The following is a 17,687-nucleotide window of genomic DNA, read 5'->3' on the forward strand; positions in this document are numbered from 1 at the left end:
TACCAGGCAAACTTTCAATTACTTTACTCAAAGACTCAATTTCTGTAGATCGAGTTTCTACACAGACTTCCACAAAGATTGCTACACAGGGACACTCGCCATATACAGCGTTTCGACATTAACCCCTAGCTCTACTGGCTCTGCTAGTGTAATCCACCAATCTAGGTTTCGATACAGCACGTAGAGAAAAGGTGGCACCTGTTAGCAAATTGACTATAGACTGCGCAACTCGGCTTCTCCTTTCACTGTCTCCTACACGTCTTGTCTTTTACACGGCGCTATCAGTTCCCTCTATGGTTTTAATGTACAAGATTCGGAGTTCCATGGCTTCATCTGCCTATGTAACCCGATCGGATGATTTGAACCATTCCAAACTGCTATTGCTAAACAAGTCGCTAAACGAGTTGCAAAAGAAAACGGCCAGAGAAAGTAGATGCCTAAACAGAACCCAAGAACCCAAGAACTTGTTGACAACCATTGTTGACGCTGAGTTGTGCTTATCATCCTAAGCTGCATTATCCCAAGTTGCATCAATGGAGATCACAGGTTTCCTATAGCGAGAGGCGGAATTGCTTCATTTTAATGAATGGCTCAGCTCTGATAGCTGTTTCCATCATGATTTTTACCAAAATTCCGATCAATCTGCTAGCAATTTGACGTTTCTCAACGCCATCTGAAGAAATGTTTCTTGATGCGTAATAATGTTTGCATTCGCCTCCATCCCAGGCTGTAGTGAGCAGGAGCGATTCCCTCGCTGTAGGGCCATTTGGTCAGGATGAATCGTAACTTCATAATAAGATGCAGTTTGAGATGCAGTTTGAGCTAGAGAACTTCCGGCAGCTTCGGTTGGCGTGGGGGACAAGGCATCAGGAGAAACGGCGCTGACCGTGCCTGCTAAGGTTCCATAGTCTGGATAGGGGCAGGCTGGAATCCGCAATTGGACGGGTTGTCCAACCGCAATTTTGCTGATATTTTGGGTTGCCACTCTTGCCTTCACGACAAGAGCACCGCTGCGAGGCGCGATTTCCACCAACGTATCTCCAGCCTGCACCACTTGGCCTGGATTCCGCAGAGTTGAACGCAGCACCACACCGTCACTCGTGGCTCGAATTACCTGGCTCTGTAGCTCAGTTTCAACTTGCTTGAGCGCCTGCTGGTCCTCTAGAAGCTGGGTTTGCAGCTCGGCCCGCTGTTGAATTAGGGTCTTTTGTTCGCGTTGCAGAGTTGCCAGGGTCGCTCGTCCGCTAGCAGCAGCTTGGGCGATCCGATCTTGGGCAATCGCGACCGGAGCAGCACTCGGATTCAGAGCGGCTTCAGCACGGGCAACTTGGGCTTCGGCAGTGCGAACGGCGGCCTGTTTTTCCTCCAGCTGGAGTTGGGAAACGGCACCTGACTTAACCAACTGTTGATAGCGGCGCTGTTCGTTTCGGGCAAATTCGAGCGCGGCTCTGGCTGCGGCTAAATCGGCTTGGGTAGTCGCCTGCTGCTGACGATAAACCTGCTGATTCTGCTCCCGTTCTGATTGGGCCACCGCTACTTCCCGGTCGATTGCACTTGACTCGGCAACGATTTGGGTTTGCAGCAGCCGAATCTGGGCATCAATTTGACTGATCTGCACCTGTCGCTGCTGTATATTGCCCTGAAGCTGTTGTTTTCGCGTTGCTAATTCTGTGGGGTCGAGGCGAGCCAGCACGTCTCCCCGCTGTACCGTCTGATTTGGGGCAACCTCAATGCTGCTAATCCGGCCAGCTTGCCCAGCCTGGACCAATCGCACTTCTCCATCAGGACGGACGACTGCCGGAGCTTTGACGGTGACGTTGTATCGCAATAGGGCTGCCAACAGTAAGCCTAGCCCAAGCGAGCCGATTAGCACCGCACCACCCAAGCTCATCCAGCGGCTAACCGGCGGCAGAAATTCATCGGCTTTTACCGGACGCAGATAGGGCGAAGACTGAGAAGTCCGGCTTGTGGTTTGTGGGCTGGGCGGGATGGTGTTCTGCATGGGTTCGTTCTGCCTCGGTTTAAAAACACTGGATCAAATGAAAGTATGAAGGACTAAACATATAAGGTGACAAACAGACTTATGAACTTATGAACAGATAACGATTTTCTGCAAGCTTCTGCGAGCTTCTGCACCTGTAAACTTTGCATCTACAAACTTCTACAAACTTCTACAAACTAGCGCTGCAATCACTACAGCAGCACGGTTCAAGCCGCGATGAAATCTAGATGATCGCCAGCGATAGCCGCCAAATCGGTCAATCTGCCCTGTAGGTTTAGCTTGCCGTCTGCTAAAAACACGATCCAGTCTGCTTGGGTAATCACCTGCGGGCGGTGGCTGATCAAAATCGTGGTTTTCCCCTGCCGGTGCCATAGCAGTTTGTCGAGCAGTTCGGCTTCACTCACCGGATCTAACCCTGCTGTCGATTCATCCAGAATTAAAATTGGCGGCTCATTCACCAGAGCACGGGCAATTGCCAAGCGCTGTTGCTGCCCACCAGAAATATTGGAGCCAAACTCCCCCAGAATGGTTTGATATTTTTCGGGTAAGTGGCTGATAAACTCGTCGGCTCCGGTGATCTGACAGGCTTGCACAATCTGCTCGAACTGAAGCTGCGGATTGCCCATCCGGAAGTTCTCCAGAATCGAGCGGCTCCAGAAGTGGGCCGACTGGGGAACCAGCACCACCTGTTGCCGCAGACAGTCCAGTGCCAGGTCGGCCAAGTTATAGCTGCCGATCCGTACATTTCCCGATTGGGGCGAGTAGAGTCCGGCCAGTACCTTTGCCAGCGTGCTTTTACCGCAGCCTGATTTGCCAATCACAGCAATCACCTGCCCACCTGGAATTTGAATCGAGAAGTCCTTCAGCAACTCCACCCGGCCCGGATAGTGGAAGCACAAGTCGGTGCAGCTTAGATCCGCATCATCCGGCAGCGTCACCCAGGGCTTTTGGTCATCCAATGCTTCGGTTGGGGCTGTGATGACCTCTTGCAGGCGAGCGTTGGCGGTGCGCACTCGCACCCAATCATCAACTAAATCCACCAGTTCATCCATGAGGCCGACTACGTTGCGGTTGAGAGTTGTGAAGGCCAGAAGCTGGCCGATACTCAGCTCTTGATTGATGACGAGCAGGGCACCCAGCCCCAAGAGAATCGTACTGCCAATATCGGAGACTAATCGGCTGAAGCTGCTGTTGATAATACCAATTTGGGTCGTGCTAAACAGTAAATGAGCCAGACGACCAAAGCGGCTTTGCAGTTCATCCCAAAATTGAGGCGCGGCTGTGGTGGTTTTCAGTGTCAGGGCACCTTTGAATGCCTCTACCAACACACCCTGAGTTTCCGTTTCTAGCACCATCGCTCGCCGTGTTTTTTGTTGTAACATCGGCTGAAACACTACCGTTGACAGCACCATTATCAGCGCCACCAGCACCGCCACTAACGCCAATTTCCAGCTATAAAACAGCATTAGTCCCAAAGAGGCAATCGCAATCAACACCGAACTAGGCAAGCTAACAATCACTTGGGAAACTAGCCGGTTGATTTCTTCAATGTCGCGCAACCGACTCACCACTTCTCCACTGCGTCGGGTTTCGTAATAGGTCAGGGGCAATTGCAAAATTCGCTGTCCAAATTCCAGAACTAGCCCCAGTTCAAGGCGCTGAGCAAAATGGGCAATCAGGTGATCGGCCACGAGCGAGAGGCCACTGCGAATTACATACAAAATGATAATGGCGATGACGATACCGGTGAGGAGACGAGTATCTCCCTGAATCAACACATTATCAGTTAGAACCTGAATAAAGAACGGCGATGCTAACGACAGTAAACCAATTAGGGTGACGCAGAGCACTGCTTCTAGCAACATGACTCGATAGGGCCAAACCCGCCGCCACACCTGCTCAATTCCGCCTATCGGATCATCGACCTGAGCATAAAAGCGATTCGGATCGGGCTGCACCAACAGAATCACCCAATCCACCCAGCCGGCCAGCAGTTCATCTTCTGATAAATACCGCACACCGCTAGCTGGATCGGCAATCACGTATTTGGCTTTCCGCTTGCCGTACAGCACTACCCAATGATTGCCCTGCCAGTGAATGATCGCCGGTAGCGGCATCTGACTCAGGTGATGCAAAATTTCTTTTGAAGCCACTGCCGACCGCGCCATGAATCCCAACGCTTCTGAACCGCGCCGCAGCCCCAGCAAGGTTGTGCCCAACTGGCCAGTGCCCACCGCTTCTCGCGTCCGGGTCAGGGTAAAAGTGCGTCCGTAGTGTTTGGCAATTGAAGCTAAACAGGCGGCTCCACAATCGGCTTGGCTATGCTGCAAAACAAGCGAATAGTTCATCTCCTTGGCGTACTCTCGATTTTCGTAAGTCCTAACTCCAGAAATAATGAGTAAATCAGGTTTTTGCTTCCTGTCCATCTAACGCAGTGTAGAGATCCTGCCGCTGCGGGTTGAGATAGGGCCGCTGCCAGTCGATACCGTGCTGAGCAAATTGATGCTGGATCGCCCGCAGTCGGTTTGCTGGCGATTCATCCCCTGCTCGCCAAGCAGCCAACAGCGCCTCGGCCACCCACTGCAACCGATTCAGGCCAAACTCGGCAGGTTCGCTTTCCGGTTCCTCGGCCAATCCCAATCCCGCTGCTAGCGGTTTAGTGAACAGCGGTACGGCGGGCTGCAGCTGAGAGCGCACGCTTGGATAGATCGCTTGCAGCATCGGATACACCATGCCATACTGATGTTGCGCAATCTGTAAAACTGCCGCATCGAGCCGATTATAGGCATCTGGATCAGCCAACACTTTGAAGCTAAATGGAATGGCGAGGTGATTGAGTTGCTCGGTGAAGCAATCCAGCAGTTGAATTGCTCCGGCTGGCGTCACGTTGAAGTAGAGATCTAGAGCAGGTTCCGTCACCCAACCGCCATTGCCTACTGCAATGTAAAATTCGGCCTCGATCCGCCCCGCAGGCAGCCGCAGCGCTACCGCATCCTGTAATTCTGACAGCACATGAGCGCAGTCCTCTGGCTGGAGGTGAATGGTTAGCCCTGCTTTCTGTAACACCCGACTGCCATCTGCTTTCTGCCTTAGTACTTGCCATGCTGGATCAAAATAGCCTTCGCCATGATTGCTGGCCTCTAGCTGCTGATAAAACGGCAAATGCAGTCCCCGCAGCATATTGTTCTCTAGTTTGGTGAAGCTATCTGAAATAGAGACAGCAACCTGTTCGCCACTAAAGTAGAGATCGTACAGGTAATCGCGCAGTTGCATTCTTAAATACTGATGCTGTAGGTTGACAGGAAGCTGATTAAGACAAATCGACGATTCAAATAACTCGGAATTGCCGTAATTGGCATGAACCATCCAGCCATTCGAGTAAATTTGAATATGATTCACCAGATCATCCAAAATAGAGGCTTGCTCGAACGGTAAAGGTGGCTTAAAAGCGATAGGTTCAATCGATGAAATCGCTACAGGGGGGTTAACAGAAGCTAGCATTCGCTCATCGGTTGAAGCATTCGTTTCCAGTTGCTCAACTCGATCAACCCGATCAGTCGCCAGTAGCTCGTCAGCAGTGCAACCAAACACAGTTGGAATCGACTTAGTTGGCGTACACAACAACGTTTTAGCAACCTGAAGCATGCAAATTTCAATATTGCCAAACGGTTCGTGATAGTGCAGTTTAGCCTGGATCGCCTCAATCAGCTCAAATCCTGCGAACCGCATCACTCGCGGCAAGAAATCGGGAAATCGCTCCAGCACCTGAGGAAATTGCGCTAGATAGGCTTGGGTAAGGGCTGATAGGGAAGGATGCAGTTTTTCTAGCGGAGTGGTTGCGAAACGGAGAGCCAAATCCAAATCGATGCCTGCCTTGACGGTCAGACTCTTCAGCCACAGTTTGAGGTAGCTAGCAATCAACGCACCCAAATCAGCGGCAGGATCGCCCCAAACCGACTTTTCCCAATCAATCAAGCGAATTAAGGGCTGACTCAGGTTGAGCGACAGCGGCAGGCTAGTAGCTGGAGCCGCCGTTTCCCAGTCGTGCAACAGCAAAATGTTATTCAGCTTCAGGTCATTGTGAATCAGACAGCACGGCTCATAGGCGTCGTTTAACTCGGCAATTGCCTGAATCAAACTTTCGTAGCGCTGCACTAATTCATAAAATTTGAGCGCATCGGTCGAAGCAGCGGCAAACTGTTGATAGGTTAAGTATTCTAATCCGTACAGCAAATCCGGAACCTGCTCGTTTGCTTCGCCGTCAGAATTCGTGACCGTTGGCTCTAAACAGCGCTGATAGTCCTCCCGATCCAAAGTAGCTTGATGCACGGCTGCTACCGTCGCTCCTAAAGCTGCCGCTGCCACAACTGGAAAACTCTGCCGCCGGTGATAAAAATCGTCCAGATCAGAGTACTCGGTTAGGTAGTCAAAAATAGCAATCGAATCCTCTAGGTTGAAATCAATCATCCTAGAGAGCAGTGGACGAATAGACTGCAAGTCTGATTGCTTCATAAGTTGATGTATTTGCCACTCATGCAGTAGGTCTTTGTGGGTGCTGCCGTTCTGATCAAGTGGCTCTTGTTTAATTAAAAAATGGTGCTTATCAGCCAAATGAACTAGTAAATTAAAGTTCTTACAGCTTTTCGATTCTATTTGACTATCCGACTGTGATTCTCCATCACAAATTCCTCGTACTGTCAAATATTCAAATACGTTTTGGTTACTGAGTAAGAACACCATTTTCCTAAGCAAAATTCTAATTTTTCAATTTAAGCAATAGATCCAACAAAACAGCAAAATTTGACGGTTAACTTGCAACGTTTTTATCCAATTTTTCAGAAGCAGAGACACAGAATCTAAAGCTTTTTTAACCCCATTTCTGTCCTCTGCTTCTTGACAGTCAACCGAATTGACTTAACGTTTTTTGGCTGTGCTTGAGCCAATTCAATTACTAAATTGAATGGATTAACTCAGGCTCTAAGTCCGGCTCACACTCCGAGCGGGACGACGACGACGCGGACGACGACGTGGGCGACGACGACGCGGACGACTACTATTAGAACCTCTACCTCCAGTAATTACCGACTCATCTTCTTCAGAGAGCGCGCTTAAAAAACTCTCTGTCCCAAATAGTAGAGATGAACCGATTGGTTGCAGCTCGGATAAGTTGTTAGCCATTGCTAAAACTCCCTTCCTTTCAATCAACAACTTAAGGACAGTTACGCAAACATTTGTTTAAGCATTTGCTTCAAACATTTGCTTGTTGTCCTTACTTCCTTAGCTTAGTCTCCACTAATTTTATGTTCAATGTTTATGAGACCTTTCTCATCGTCTCCTTAATCTCATCTTAAAGAGTAAGTAATTCAACTTAATTAAAACCAAGATCAGGATGTTGTTGTTGAAGGGCGGCAACACCTCCTTTAGGTTTCATGTTTAATTATGTTGTTCTATTTATCTATATTGCTGAGTGATGGCAGTACCAACGTGGCAGATGAGGCTAGGTGGCGAATGTATTTAGACAGACAATTCTAATTCATACCGTGATGCTCTAATTGCTGTGAGGTTAAGTTCCTATACCTGTTTACCCAAATCCTCATGCAATAGTCGGTAGTGTCAGCCTAATTTAGCAAAATCCTACCAATGGGAGATGTTTTAAAAGTGTCAAATGTATCTGAATCTGAGAGATTGTAGAGAAAATCCCAAGGGACGGTGTAGGTTTGCCCAATCCCTCTTCAATTAGGCTCAATTAGGCGCTTCGTCATAAATTACTGTCCTACCACTGCTGCGAGTCGTTTCAACACCTGAAGCACCCGTTCCAAATCTCCTGGATTTTCCAGCACAAACTCCTGAGAGCGAGCATAGCGAGGATTCGCTTGCCAGACTAGCTTCAAAAAAACAAAGTTGCTGCCATTCGTCACTAGTCCATAGAGCGGGCGATCGTGGACTGGTGTTGTCAGCATATAGGATAAGACTTGGGGGATGCCTACCTTCAGTGAGAATTCTGCCCGTTTAGACTCAATCACCAGGAGCCAAAACTGTTCTTTTAGCACCAGCACATCCATCCGACCCCGAATTGTTAATTCCCCTTCTTGGGCCGTCAGTTCCACCTCATCTTCCGTGCTGACATAGAACGGCGGCAAAAACAAACCAGCCAGATCTAGTAGAGGAGCCACTACAGCCAGTTTGACCGTGTTTTCCAAAACCGATCGCTGGGTTAAGTTAGCAAAGGCTGCTCTAACTCGGTCTAGCCGCTGCTGCTCTGATGACGTCAGGGCTGGCAATTCCTGCTGCCATTCTAGAAACGCAGACGCAGACTCAATCTGCCGCAGACCGAACTCTGCTTCCAGTTGATATAGCGTTACCCGATCGGCTGAAATTGTTTGAACCATCGTTTGTTTCTATTCAGGTTTCAGCTAGCAACAAGCATAGCGCAGCCAGCACTCGACGCGGATTTCAAGAGTTTTCCAGAGTATTAGGCTATTTTTACTTTGTCCTTTGCGAGAGGACACTGCCGGTCTCTCATAAGGCAGGCTTACAACTCAGCCTTCTAAAGCTGCTGAAAAACCAAAAAATTGATGTCTTCCATGTCTTTTGGTCAATGCGGATGAAAGGACTTGAACCTTCACTCCGTGAGGAACTAGAACCTAAATCTAGCGCGTCTACCAATTCCGCCACATCCGCCAGCGTTAGTCATTCATAATAGCAAAGATTTGGAGCAATGAGGCAACCCGTTTTGCTGAATTCACCTGAGTCGTTTCTGCTTGCGGGCGACCTTCGGCTGATCGGGTGTTGAGGGCAAGTAAGTAGAACAACATAATTAAACATGAAACCCAAAGGAGGTGTTGTCGCCGCCCTTCGAGCGGCGACAACACTCTGATCTTGGTTTTAATTCAGTTGAATTACTTATCAGGTGGAGCAGTTTTGCAGCCTGTAATTTGATTTGATAATTGCACCTGCGGCATGTCTAACCTGACGAGCTAGCAGCAAGCCAGATCTTTCCGGTTGGTCGCTAGCAGTTGGACCGATTAGCGCTACAGTTTTGAGTTAATAACTTCAGTTGATCTCCGTATGCGCTCAAAAATTCATGGGGCAATTGCTGCTGGACACAGCAAAACCGTGGAAGCCGGGATGGAAATGTTTCGCTTGGGCGGCAATGCCTTTGATGCAGCCGTAGCTGCCGTGATGGCGGCCTTTGTCGCGGAACCCACGCTTACCTCACCGGCAGGCGGTGGCTTTCTGCTGGCCCATACCCAAACCGGAGACAACATTCTGTTCGATTTTTTTACCCAAACGCCGCAGCACAAACGGGAGTTGGCCACGGTTGATTTCTATCCCGTCGAGGTTAACTTTGGCAGCGTCACGCAAGAATTTCACATCGGGTTAGGCTCAATTGCTGTGCCGGGAACGATTGGTGGTTTGCTGCATGTGCATCGGCGCTTGGGTCAATTGCCGCTCTCGGTGGTGGTGGAACCGGCGATCCACTGTGCCAAAACCGGGGTGGAAATTAGCGCCTTCCAATCCTATTGTTTCAAGATTCTGGCCCCAATTTTGCTGAACACACCCGAATCACAGCGGCTGTTCGCGCCCCAAGGCAGGTTGCCCCAGCCCGGCGACCGCTTTACCCTACCCGACTTGGCCGAAACCTTGCATTACTTTGCTAAAGAAGGGGTGCGTGGCTTCTACGAAGGGGACATCGGCCAGCAACTAGCTAAAGACTGTCAGGAGCAGGGCGGTTATATTACTCGATCGGACCTTCAGCACTACCAGGTAATCGAGCGTCAGCCGTTAGCCACTACCTATCGGAGTCGCACCTTTCTGACCAACCCACCGCCGAGTTCGGGTGGTGCCCTGATTGGCTTTGCGTTAGCCCTCCTAGAAGCAATTGACCTCTCCCACCTGTCATTCGGCTCCTCTGAACATCTCAGCCTGTTGGCCCGCGTTATGCAGTTGACTAATTTGGCACGCCGGGATGGCTTTGATGCCAATCTTTACGAGGCTGAAGTGGCCGCAACGTTTTTGGCTCCCGATCATCTAGCCCAATATCGCCAGCAGCTCTTGCAGCAATGGGATTGGCCGATATCGAGTCTCAACAAATGGGGCAGCACTACCCACTTGAGTGTGATCGATAGCGAAGGCAATGCCGCCAGTGTCACCACTTCGAATGGCGAAGGCTCTTCCTATGTCATTCCCGGCACCGGCATCATGACCAACAACATGCTGGGAGAAGCCGACTTGCATCCGCAGGGGTTTCATGGCTGGCAGCCTGATGTCCGGATCTCATCGATGATGGCTCCAACAATGATTCTGCGGCAGGGTAAACCGGAAATTGTGCTCGGTTCTGGGGGATCTAACCGGATTCGTACCGCCATTTTGCAGGTTATTTCCAATCTGCTGGACTTTGGCATGAACGTCGAGCAGGCGGTCAGCAGCCCGCGCGTCCATTGGGAAGATGGCATCTTCAACTTAGAACCCGGTTTACCGACCGATAGTCAGGCAAATCAGCAGCTCAGCCTGAATCGGAGCCGGTTTCCCTTCAATGGTCAGCTTGAGCTGTGGCAGCAGCAAAACATGTTTTTTGGCGGGGTGCATGCCGTCACCCGTAACCTATCTGGCGAATTTTCTGGTGCGGGCGATCACCGTCGCGATGGAGCCATTTATGCTGGATGAAGCAGGGCTAGAGTAATGCCATGAAGTCCAAACAACTGGGGCGTAGCAACAAATCCATTCTCCGCTGGGTTGGAGGCGCGATTGGGGTGGCCGTTCTGCTCGATGTGCTGACGTTTTTGCTGGCAGAGGGCTTCTGGTTTCAAGAAGTGAATTATGTCCAGGTGTTTGCCACCCGCCTCTTCACGCAGGGCTGCATTGGCCTCGTTGTGTTTGCAGTCAGCTTGGGCGTGTTGTGGTGGAACCTAATCCTGGCTCAACGCTGGGCTTGGGGCAAACCAACAGCCGAGCAAGTGGCAGCCATTGATGCTGAATCCAGGACTCGACTCACCTTTCCCGGCCATATGGAAGTGAGGCAACTGTTGCCGTTGGTTTTACTCGGCAGCTTTATGGTAGCAGCCAGTTTGGCCTATTACGGGCAGGTGGCAATTAGCCATTGGCGGCCCCAGCTCGGTTTGCGTACAGCCAATCTACCCGTACCGCTCAAGTTTGACCATCAGGTGGTGTGGGAGCTGCTGCGCAGTTGGCAAGCCCAGCCCTGGCAGCTGATTGGGGTGGCGGCCATCATGGTGCTGCTGCTGGTCAGTCCCCAACTGATGCTGCGGGCAATTGCCGTTTTGGTCAGCCTCAGCTTTGCCCTGGTGTTGTCAGAACATTGGGACAAAGTGCTGCTGGCCCGGCATCGACTTCCCTGGCAGCAAACCGATCCGATCTTCCAAACGGACATTGGCTTCTTTATCTTTAGCTTGCCGGTTTGGGAGTTACTGGCGTTTTGGTTGGTTGGATTAGCGGTTCTAACCTCCCTATCGGTTGGGTTGGTGTATTTGTTATCGGGGGATAGCTTCAACCAAGGCTACTTCCCAGGGTTTTCGATTCCCCAGTTTCGGCATCTCTGCCGTTTGGGGGGTGGGCTGATGCTGGTAGTTAGCATCAGCTATTGGATCAATCGCTATCTGCTGCTCTATTCGCCCCAAGGCGCAACCTACGGTGCGGGCTACACCAGTGTAACGATTAGCCTACCGGCTTACACGGCCTTGAGTTTGCTGGCGCTACCGATTGCGCTCTGGCTATTGGCTCAAGGATTTGGTCTGGGTGGCCGCATTATCGAACAGCATCGACATCCCGTTGGCAATCGACTTGGCGATGGCCGTAGCTATTCTGCGGCTGGGGCACCTTCTAGCGTTGATTCTAGTCTCAAGCGCCGTTGGCCGAACTGGCGGAGGGATAACAGCTCGGTTCAAGCCTCAGTTCAAGCCAAGTACACCCCAAACAACGCTGGTCCCGATGCTCCACCGCATCACAATCAAGTCAGCCCCTCTTTGAAACGACGCTATCTGCGCCTACCAGAACGCATCTCCTATCCGCCCTCCCTGCGTCGGGTTTTGCTAGTGATTGGATTTTATCTGTTGCTGCTGCTACTGCTGAGTGGGGTTTTGCCGGTAGCGGTGCAGCAAATGGTGGTGCAGCCCAACGAATTGCAATTGGAGATGCCTTATATTCGCCGTACTCTGGCCCTGACGCGGCAGAGCTTTATGCTCGACCAGATGGACGTGCAAACCTTTGCTCCGGACAATAGTCTCAGCCTAGCCACCCTGCAAGAAAATAATTTAACCGTAGACAACATTCGCCTCTGGGATAAGCGCCCGTTGCTGGAAACTAACCGTCAGCTCCAGCGCATCCGACTCTACTACGAATTTGCCGACGCTGATTACGACCGCTATGAGCTGCCCACCGATGATGGTCGTGCCGTTCAGCAGCAGGTCCTGATTGCCGCCCGTGAACTCGATTACAATGCTGTTCCCACTGCCGCTCAAACCTGGATCAACCAGCACTTGATCTACACTCACGGCTATGGGTTTACCCTGAGTGCGGTCAATTCGGTGGGCGAAGGCGGCTTGCCCGATTACCTGATCAGCGGCATCGAATCGGCTGCCTCCGATCCGCGCCTTCGCAATAGTATCCCAGTGGGTAGACCCCGCATTTACTACGGTGAACTCACCAACACCTATGTCATGACCCAGACGCAGGTGCTGGAGCTAGACTATGCCAGCGGCAGTGACAACGTTTATAACACTTACGATGGCTGGGGCGGCGTCAGCATTGGCAATGTGGTGCAGCGACTCCTCTATGCCAAGCACCTGCGGGACTGGCGCATGATGTTCACCGATAACTTCACGCCTCAAACTAAACTGCTGTTTCGCCGCAACATCAGCGAGCGGGTTAAAGCGATTGCGCCGTTTTTACGCTTTGATAGCGATCCTTACCTCGTGGTGATCGATACGGGCAGTAAGCAGTGGCAACACAGCTATCGACCCCAGCCCGGAATCGTGGATGAGAGCCACCTCTATTGGATTATCGATGCCTATACCACCAGCAATCGCTATCCCTACTCGGATCCGCTAGGGAACGATTTCAACTACATTCGCAATTCAGTCAAAGTGGTGATCGACGCCTATCATGGCTCGGTTAACTTTTATATTGCCGATCCGCAAGACCCAATTATTCAAGCTTGGAGCCAGGCATTTCCCGGCATATTTCAACCCCTTGATGCCATGCCCACTGGCCTGCTCCGCCACATTCGCTATCCGCAGGACTTCTATCAGGTGCAGTCGAACCAGTTGATGACCTACCACATGACCGATCCGATTGTGTTTTATAACCGGGAAGACCAGTGGCGGGCACCGAATGAGATCTACGGCAACGAGCAGCAGTTGGTTGACCCCTATTACCTGATCATGAAACTGCCCATCGGTGACAATGAGGAATTCATTTTGCTGCGGCCTTTTACTCCGGCTCAGCGCAATAATTTGATTGCCTGGTTGGCTGCCCGTTCCGACCGCGAGCAGTATGGCAAAACTCTACTGTATGTGTTTCCGAAACAGGAGCTGGTGTTTGGACCAGAACAGATTGAAGCTCGCATCAACCAGGATCCGGTGATTTCAGAGCGCATTTCCCTCTGGAACCGGCAAGGCTCGCGAGTGGTGCAGGGCAATTTGCTGGTGATTCCGATTGAACGCTCGTTGCTGTATGTGGAGCCGATCTACCTGGTGGCGGAACAAACCCAATTGCCCACTCTGGTGCGAGTGATTGTCGCCTATGGCAGCCGCATTGCGATGGCCGAAACTCTGAATGGTGCTCTCAATGCAATCTTTACTGCCCCGCCGACCGAAACCCCGATTCTCCGCACAACCGAAGAGGTTCCCTTACCTTGAACCAACCTGATATCCACGCCGCTGGCTACTTAATTTATCGCGAATTGTAAAGTGGGTCATCCCAGCCATACACCTCATGCTGATGGCTAGATCGCTGGTCAGGCTCCGTTTGGGATTGCCGCAGGTGTGATGGGTTTAGGGGCGGAGACGCCGATCTTTCTGACGGACTGGTTGGGTGATTAGATTGGTAATCGGGAAACGGCGATGAACTTTGCAGTGGCGAGTAGCCCGAGGGAGAGCGAAACGATGGCGGAGGGGTTAATTGGCCCTGACTGGCTTGCTCTAGGGCTTGCTCAACTGCATAGGGCAAAGCTTCCCACTCCAGATAGTCATTGCGCAGCAGAAACCGCAGTTGCGTCAGGATTTCAGGCAGCGGCACGTTGGGCGATTCCAATGGGGTCGAGCTGCGGAGTGGATCGCGCCGAATAGCGGCCAGCGCTCGTTGCACCGCCTGTTTGATTGCAGCTCCGTGTTTTAACCGACCGCACTGAATTTGGTAGTGTAATCCTTTCTCGCTGGTGGCGTAGAGGGGAGGCAGTTGGTTCAGAGCATGGGCAACCCACTCAATCTGATTCACATAAGCCGCCACACGAGGAGAAAGCGAGTTGAACTGACGCACAACTTCTTCTTCAACTAACAACTCCATCACATTCTTATAAATCCCCATGACCATTTACCTCAGAGATTCTGATTAACATTTTTGAGAAGTTGTGCCTAATCGTTGACGCCCCTAATCCTATGCTTAACTTAAGCATAGGGGGCAGCAGTACTGTATCCGTTCTCCTTGGTAAAATTTTAATAAATCGTGGATTCAACGGTAGCCAATCGCTTCTCGATCCGCTAGCGTGCTGCCAGTCAGAACAGCTTCAGTTAAAGCATCAGATGCGGCTATCAAGTCGGTCAGTCACCCCCAACTCCTGTCTCCTGGCTTCTGGCTCCGAACTCCTGCGAACTCGCCGCAATCAATTTGCCAGAAATTTTGGCGAAGGAATGTTATAGATTCTTGTAAACTTGATAGGGACTGGCAACGAACCCGGTTTCCATCCGTAGTAAGGTTCGCAATCCAGGCTCCACTCTCAGGGGATACAAGAATTAATATGCGGATTCTGTTTGTTGCAGCAGAGGCGGCTCCCATTGCTAAGGTTGGCGGCATGGGAGATGTGGTAGGGGCACTGCCCAAAGTTTTGCGGAAAATGGGCCATGACGTCCGAATCTTCATGCCCTACTATGGGTTCCTGCCCGACAAGATGAAAATTCCTGAGAAGCCGGTTTGGAAGGGAACGGCAATGTTTCAGGAGTTTTACGTTTACGAATCGGTGCTGCCTGGAACGGATGTACCGCTTTATTTATTCGGTCACCCTTCCTTCATGCCCCGGCGCATCTACTTTGGCGAAGACGAAGATTGGCGGTTTACGCTATTTGCTAACGGCGCGACTGAGTTTTGCTGGAACTACGAATGGCGGCCTGAGGTAGTGCACTGCCACGACTGGCATGCGGGCATGATCCCGGTTTGGCTGCACGAAACGCCCGACATTAAAACCATTTTCACGATTCATAATCTGGCCTACCAGGGTCCCTGGCGCTGGCGCTTAGAGCAGATTACCTGGTGCCCGTGGTACATGGAAGGCCATAATGTGATGGCTGCAGCAGTGCAGTTTGCCGATATTGTTACCACCGTATCGCCCACCTACGCCGAGCAGATCAAAACCCCAGCCTATGGCGAAGCACTGGACGGGCTGTTGTCCTATATCAGCGGCAAAACCTTGGGCATTCTCAACGGCATCGACCGCGACCTTTACAATCCGGCCACTGACCGGGTAATCACCCAGACCTTTACGGCAGATACGCTCAATCAGCGAGCGGCTAACAAAGTGTCTTTGCAGGACGAGTTAGGGCTAGAAGTCAATTCTGGGGCGTTTTTAGTCGGCATGGTGTCTCGACTGGTGGAGCAAAAAGGCTTGGATCTGGTGCTGCAAATGCTGGATCGGTTCATTGCCTATACGGACGCGCAGTTTATCGTGCTCGGCACCGGAGACCGCTATTACGAAACCCAGCTTTGGCAAATCGCCTCCCGCTATCCCGGACGGGTTTCGGCCTATTTGCTGCACAACGACACGCTGGCTCGCCGCATCTATGCCGGCTCCGATGCCTTTTTGATGCCCTCTCGGTTTGAACCCTGTGGGATCAGCCAAATGCTGGCTCTGCGCTATGGCTGTGTCCCAATCGTGCGGCGCACAGGAGGCTTGGTAGATACGGTTGAGCACCATCAGCCCGCCAAAGGTGCTGGCACCGGCTACTGTTTCGACCGCTATGAGCCTCTAGATTTGTACACCTGCATGGTACGAGCCTGGGAAGGATTTCAGTACAAAGACTATTGGCGAGAGTTGCAAAAGCGCGGCATGGCTCAGGACTTTAGCTGGGAGAATTCCGCCAAAGAATATATCACTGCCTACCGCTGCATCCTCGGCATCTCCGAAGAAGAGCCTGCTGCCACCGCGGCCTCGACCTCAACCCAGCCGAAGGATGAAACACCAGAAGATCGTCGTCCTGAGTTGGTGAGCTAACAGACCCTATGACTGATACTTTCATGGCTCCAGCTTCGATTTCTGCCGATGCTCCCCCTGACCAAGACTGGTCTTTGCTGTTACAGCAGCTTTTAGATCGACAGTCGTTGACCACTCCTCAGGCTGCCACCCTGATGCAAGGCTGGCTGGATGAGACCATCCCATCGATTTTGTCAGGAGCGATTTTGGCGGCGCTGCAAATGAAAGGAGTGGCGGCCTCGGAGTTGGCAGGGATGGCGCAGGTGCTGCAATCCCAATCGCGCTCGAAAGATTTGCCCATCGCTGGGCTGCCCAACCCCCTGATCGATACCTGCGGTACGGGTGGCGATCGAGCCTCTACTTTTAATATCTCTACGGCAACGGCCTTTGTGGCCGCCGCAGCCGGTGTGGCGGTAGCAAAGCATGGCAACCGAGCCGCCTCTAGCAAAGTGGGATCGGCTGATGTGTTGGAAGCGCTGGGTGTCAATCTGGCTGCCGCTCCCGAACGGATCGCTGCTGCCGTGCAGGAAGTGGGAATTACGTTTTTGTTCGCTCCTGGCTGGCATCCGGCCCTCAAGTCGGTGGCTCCATTGCGCAAAACCCTGAAGGTGCGAACCATCTTTAACTTGCTGGGACCTCTGGTCAACCCACTGCCGATTACCGGTCAGGTGATGGGAGTGTTTGATGCTGCCGTGGTGCCAATCGTCGCTGAAGCCTTGCAGCAATTGGGCCGTCAAGAAGCGATTGTGCTGCACGGGCGCGAAAAGCTGGATGAAGTTGGGTTGGCAGATGCCACCGATCTGGCGGTTCTGTCGCAGGGGCAGATCCACTCGATGGCGCTTGATCCGCAGGCTCTGGGGCTAGGGACAGCATCGTTAGATCAACTGCGCGGTGGGGAAGTGGCGGATAATGCTGGTATTTTGCAGGCCGTTCTGCAGGGCAAAGGCACAGCCGCTCAGCAGGATGTGGTTGCGGTTAATGCCGCCCTAGCGCTGAAAGTAGCGGGTGTAGTCACGGCTGATGCGGACGATCCGACCGCTGTTTATCGTCAGGGCGTGTCGTTAGCGAAAGAGATCCTGGCAAGTGGAGCAGCTTGGCGAAAACTCGAAGAGCTAGTTGCTTTTTTACATGGGTAGAGGGTTGGGGCCAACAGCCTAGCTAACTTCTCTCGCGAGAATACTCTAGTCCTGCTTGGCCTCTCCCTTTCGACTACTGCACCGTGACCCAATTGCCTGTATACTTTCCCTGTATAGTTTTGTAAAGATT

The 17,687-nt window shown here is 51.7% G+C and carries 10 protein-coding genes and 1 tRNA gene; 4 read left to right on the forward strand and 7 right to left on the reverse strand.

Annotated elements, in window-relative coordinates:
- Positions 1-637: 637 nt before the first annotated feature.
- The 6 genes from HJG54_RS07250 to HJG54_RS07275 form a co-directional block, all read right to left on the reverse strand.
- Complete coding sequence (locus tag HJG54_RS07250) at positions 638-2,002, reverse strand: HlyD family secretion protein (protein ID WP_316434193.1); 1,365 nt, start codon at positions 2,000-2,002, stop codon at positions 638-640.
- Positions 2,003-2,208: 206 nt separating this feature from the next.
- Positions 2,209-4,350, reverse strand: a complete 2,142-nt coding sequence (locus tag HJG54_RS07255; protein WP_316434194.1) for a peptidase domain-containing ABC transporter — start codon at positions 4,348-4,350, stop codon at positions 2,209-2,211.
- Between the two features lie 55 nt (positions 4,351-4,405).
- The gene (locus HJG54_RS07260; protein ID WP_316434195.1) at positions 4,406-6,514 is read right to left on the reverse strand and encodes a T3SS effector HopA1 family protein; all 2,109 of its coding nucleotides are present in this window, start codon (positions 6,512-6,514) and stop codon (positions 4,406-4,408) included.
- Between the two features lie 465 nt (positions 6,515-6,979).
- Positions 6,980-7,180, reverse strand: a complete 201-nt coding sequence (locus HJG54_RS07265; RefSeq protein WP_316434196.1) for a hypothetical protein — start codon at positions 7,178-7,180, stop codon at positions 6,980-6,982.
- Between the two features lie 587 nt (positions 7,181-7,767).
- The gene (locus HJG54_RS07270) at positions 7,768-8,391 is read right to left on the reverse strand and encodes a restriction endonuclease subunit R (protein WP_316434197.1); all 624 of its coding nucleotides are present in this window, start codon (positions 8,389-8,391) and stop codon (positions 7,768-7,770) included.
- Positions 8,392-8,601: 210 nt separating this feature from the next.
- Positions 8,602-8,683: transfer RNA gene (locus HJG54_RS07275), tRNA-Leu, on the reverse strand.
- A 387-nt stretch (positions 8,684-9,070) separates the two neighbouring features.
- Here HJG54_RS07275 and ggt point away from each other — a divergent pair.
- Together ggt and HJG54_RS07285 are read left to right on the forward strand one after the other, a co-directional pair.
- The gene (ggt, locus tag HJG54_RS07280) at positions 9,071-10,669 is read left to right on the forward strand and encodes a gamma-glutamyltransferase (RefSeq protein ID WP_316434198.1); all 1,599 of its coding nucleotides are present in this window, start codon (positions 9,071-9,073) and stop codon (positions 10,667-10,669) included.
- A gap of 20 nt (positions 10,670-10,689) precedes the next feature.
- The gene (locus HJG54_RS07285; protein ID WP_316434199.1) at positions 10,690-13,878 is read left to right on the forward strand and encodes a UPF0182 family protein; all 3,189 of its coding nucleotides are present in this window, start codon (positions 10,690-10,692) and stop codon (positions 13,876-13,878) included.
- 34 nt (positions 13,879-13,912) lie between these two features.
- Here the strand turns inward: HJG54_RS07285 and HJG54_RS07290 are convergent, their stop codons facing one another.
- Complete coding sequence (locus tag HJG54_RS07290; RefSeq protein ID WP_316434200.1) at positions 13,913-14,545, reverse strand: late competence development ComFB family protein; 633 nt, start codon at positions 14,543-14,545, stop codon at positions 13,913-13,915.
- A gap of 430 nt (positions 14,546-14,975) precedes the next feature.
- Between HJG54_RS07290 and glgA the strand changes: the two genes are divergently transcribed.
- Complete coding sequence (gene glgA / locus HJG54_RS07295) at positions 14,976-16,442, forward strand: glycogen synthase GlgA (RefSeq protein ID WP_316434201.1); 1,467 nt, start codon at positions 14,976-14,978, stop codon at positions 16,440-16,442.
- A gap of 8 nt (positions 16,443-16,450) precedes the next feature.
- On the forward strand, positions 16,451-17,557 hold the full coding sequence (gene trpD / locus HJG54_RS07300; RefSeq protein ID WP_316434203.1) for an anthranilate phosphoribosyltransferase: 1,107 nt from the start codon (positions 16,451-16,453) through the stop codon (positions 17,555-17,557).
- Positions 17,558-17,687 lie beyond the last annotated feature (130 nt).

The organism is Leptolyngbya sp. NK1-12, assembly GCF_032598965.1.
Classification (GTDB): domain Bacteria; phylum Cyanobacteriota; class Cyanobacteriia; order Elainellales; family Elainellaceae; genus Elainella.

What these genes read in the sequence shown, in the direction of transcription:
- HJG54_RS07260 (WP_316434195.1), bottom strand. Translation starts at nt 6,514, where the DNA reads ATGAAGCAATCAGACTTGCAGTCTATTCGTCCACTGCTCTCTAGGATG.
- ggt (WP_316434198.1), top strand. Translation starts at nt 9,071, where the DNA reads ATGCGCTCAAAAATTCATGGGGCAATTGCTGCTGGACACAGCAAAACC.
- HJG54_RS07270 (WP_316434197.1), bottom strand. Translation starts at nt 8,391, where the DNA reads ATGGTTCAAACAATTTCAGCCGATCGGGTAACGCTATATCAACTGGAA.
- trpD (WP_316434203.1), top strand. Translation starts at nt 16,451, where the DNA reads ATGACTGATACTTTCATGGCTCCAGCTTCGATTTCTGCCGATGCTCCC.
- HJG54_RS07265 (WP_316434196.1), bottom strand. Translation starts at nt 7,180, where the DNA reads ATGGCTAACAACTTATCCGAGCTGCAACCAATCGGTTCATCTCTACTA.
- HJG54_RS07290 (WP_316434200.1), bottom strand. Translation starts at nt 14,545, where the DNA reads ATGGGGATTTATAAGAATGTGATGGAGTTGTTAGTTGAAGAAGAAGTT.
- HJG54_RS07285 (WP_316434199.1), top strand. Translation starts at nt 10,690, where the DNA reads ATGAAGTCCAAACAACTGGGGCGTAGCAACAAATCCATTCTCCGCTGG.
- HJG54_RS07250 (WP_316434193.1), bottom strand. Translation starts at nt 2,002, where the DNA reads ATGCAGAACACCATCCCGCCCAGCCCACAAACCACAAGCCGGACTTCT.
- glgA (WP_316434201.1), top strand. Translation starts at nt 14,976, where the DNA reads ATGCGGATTCTGTTTGTTGCAGCAGAGGCGGCTCCCATTGCTAAGGTT.
- HJG54_RS07255 (WP_316434194.1), bottom strand. Translation starts at nt 4,350, where the DNA reads ATGAACTATTCGCTTGTTTTGCAGCATAGCCAAGCCGATTGTGGAGCC.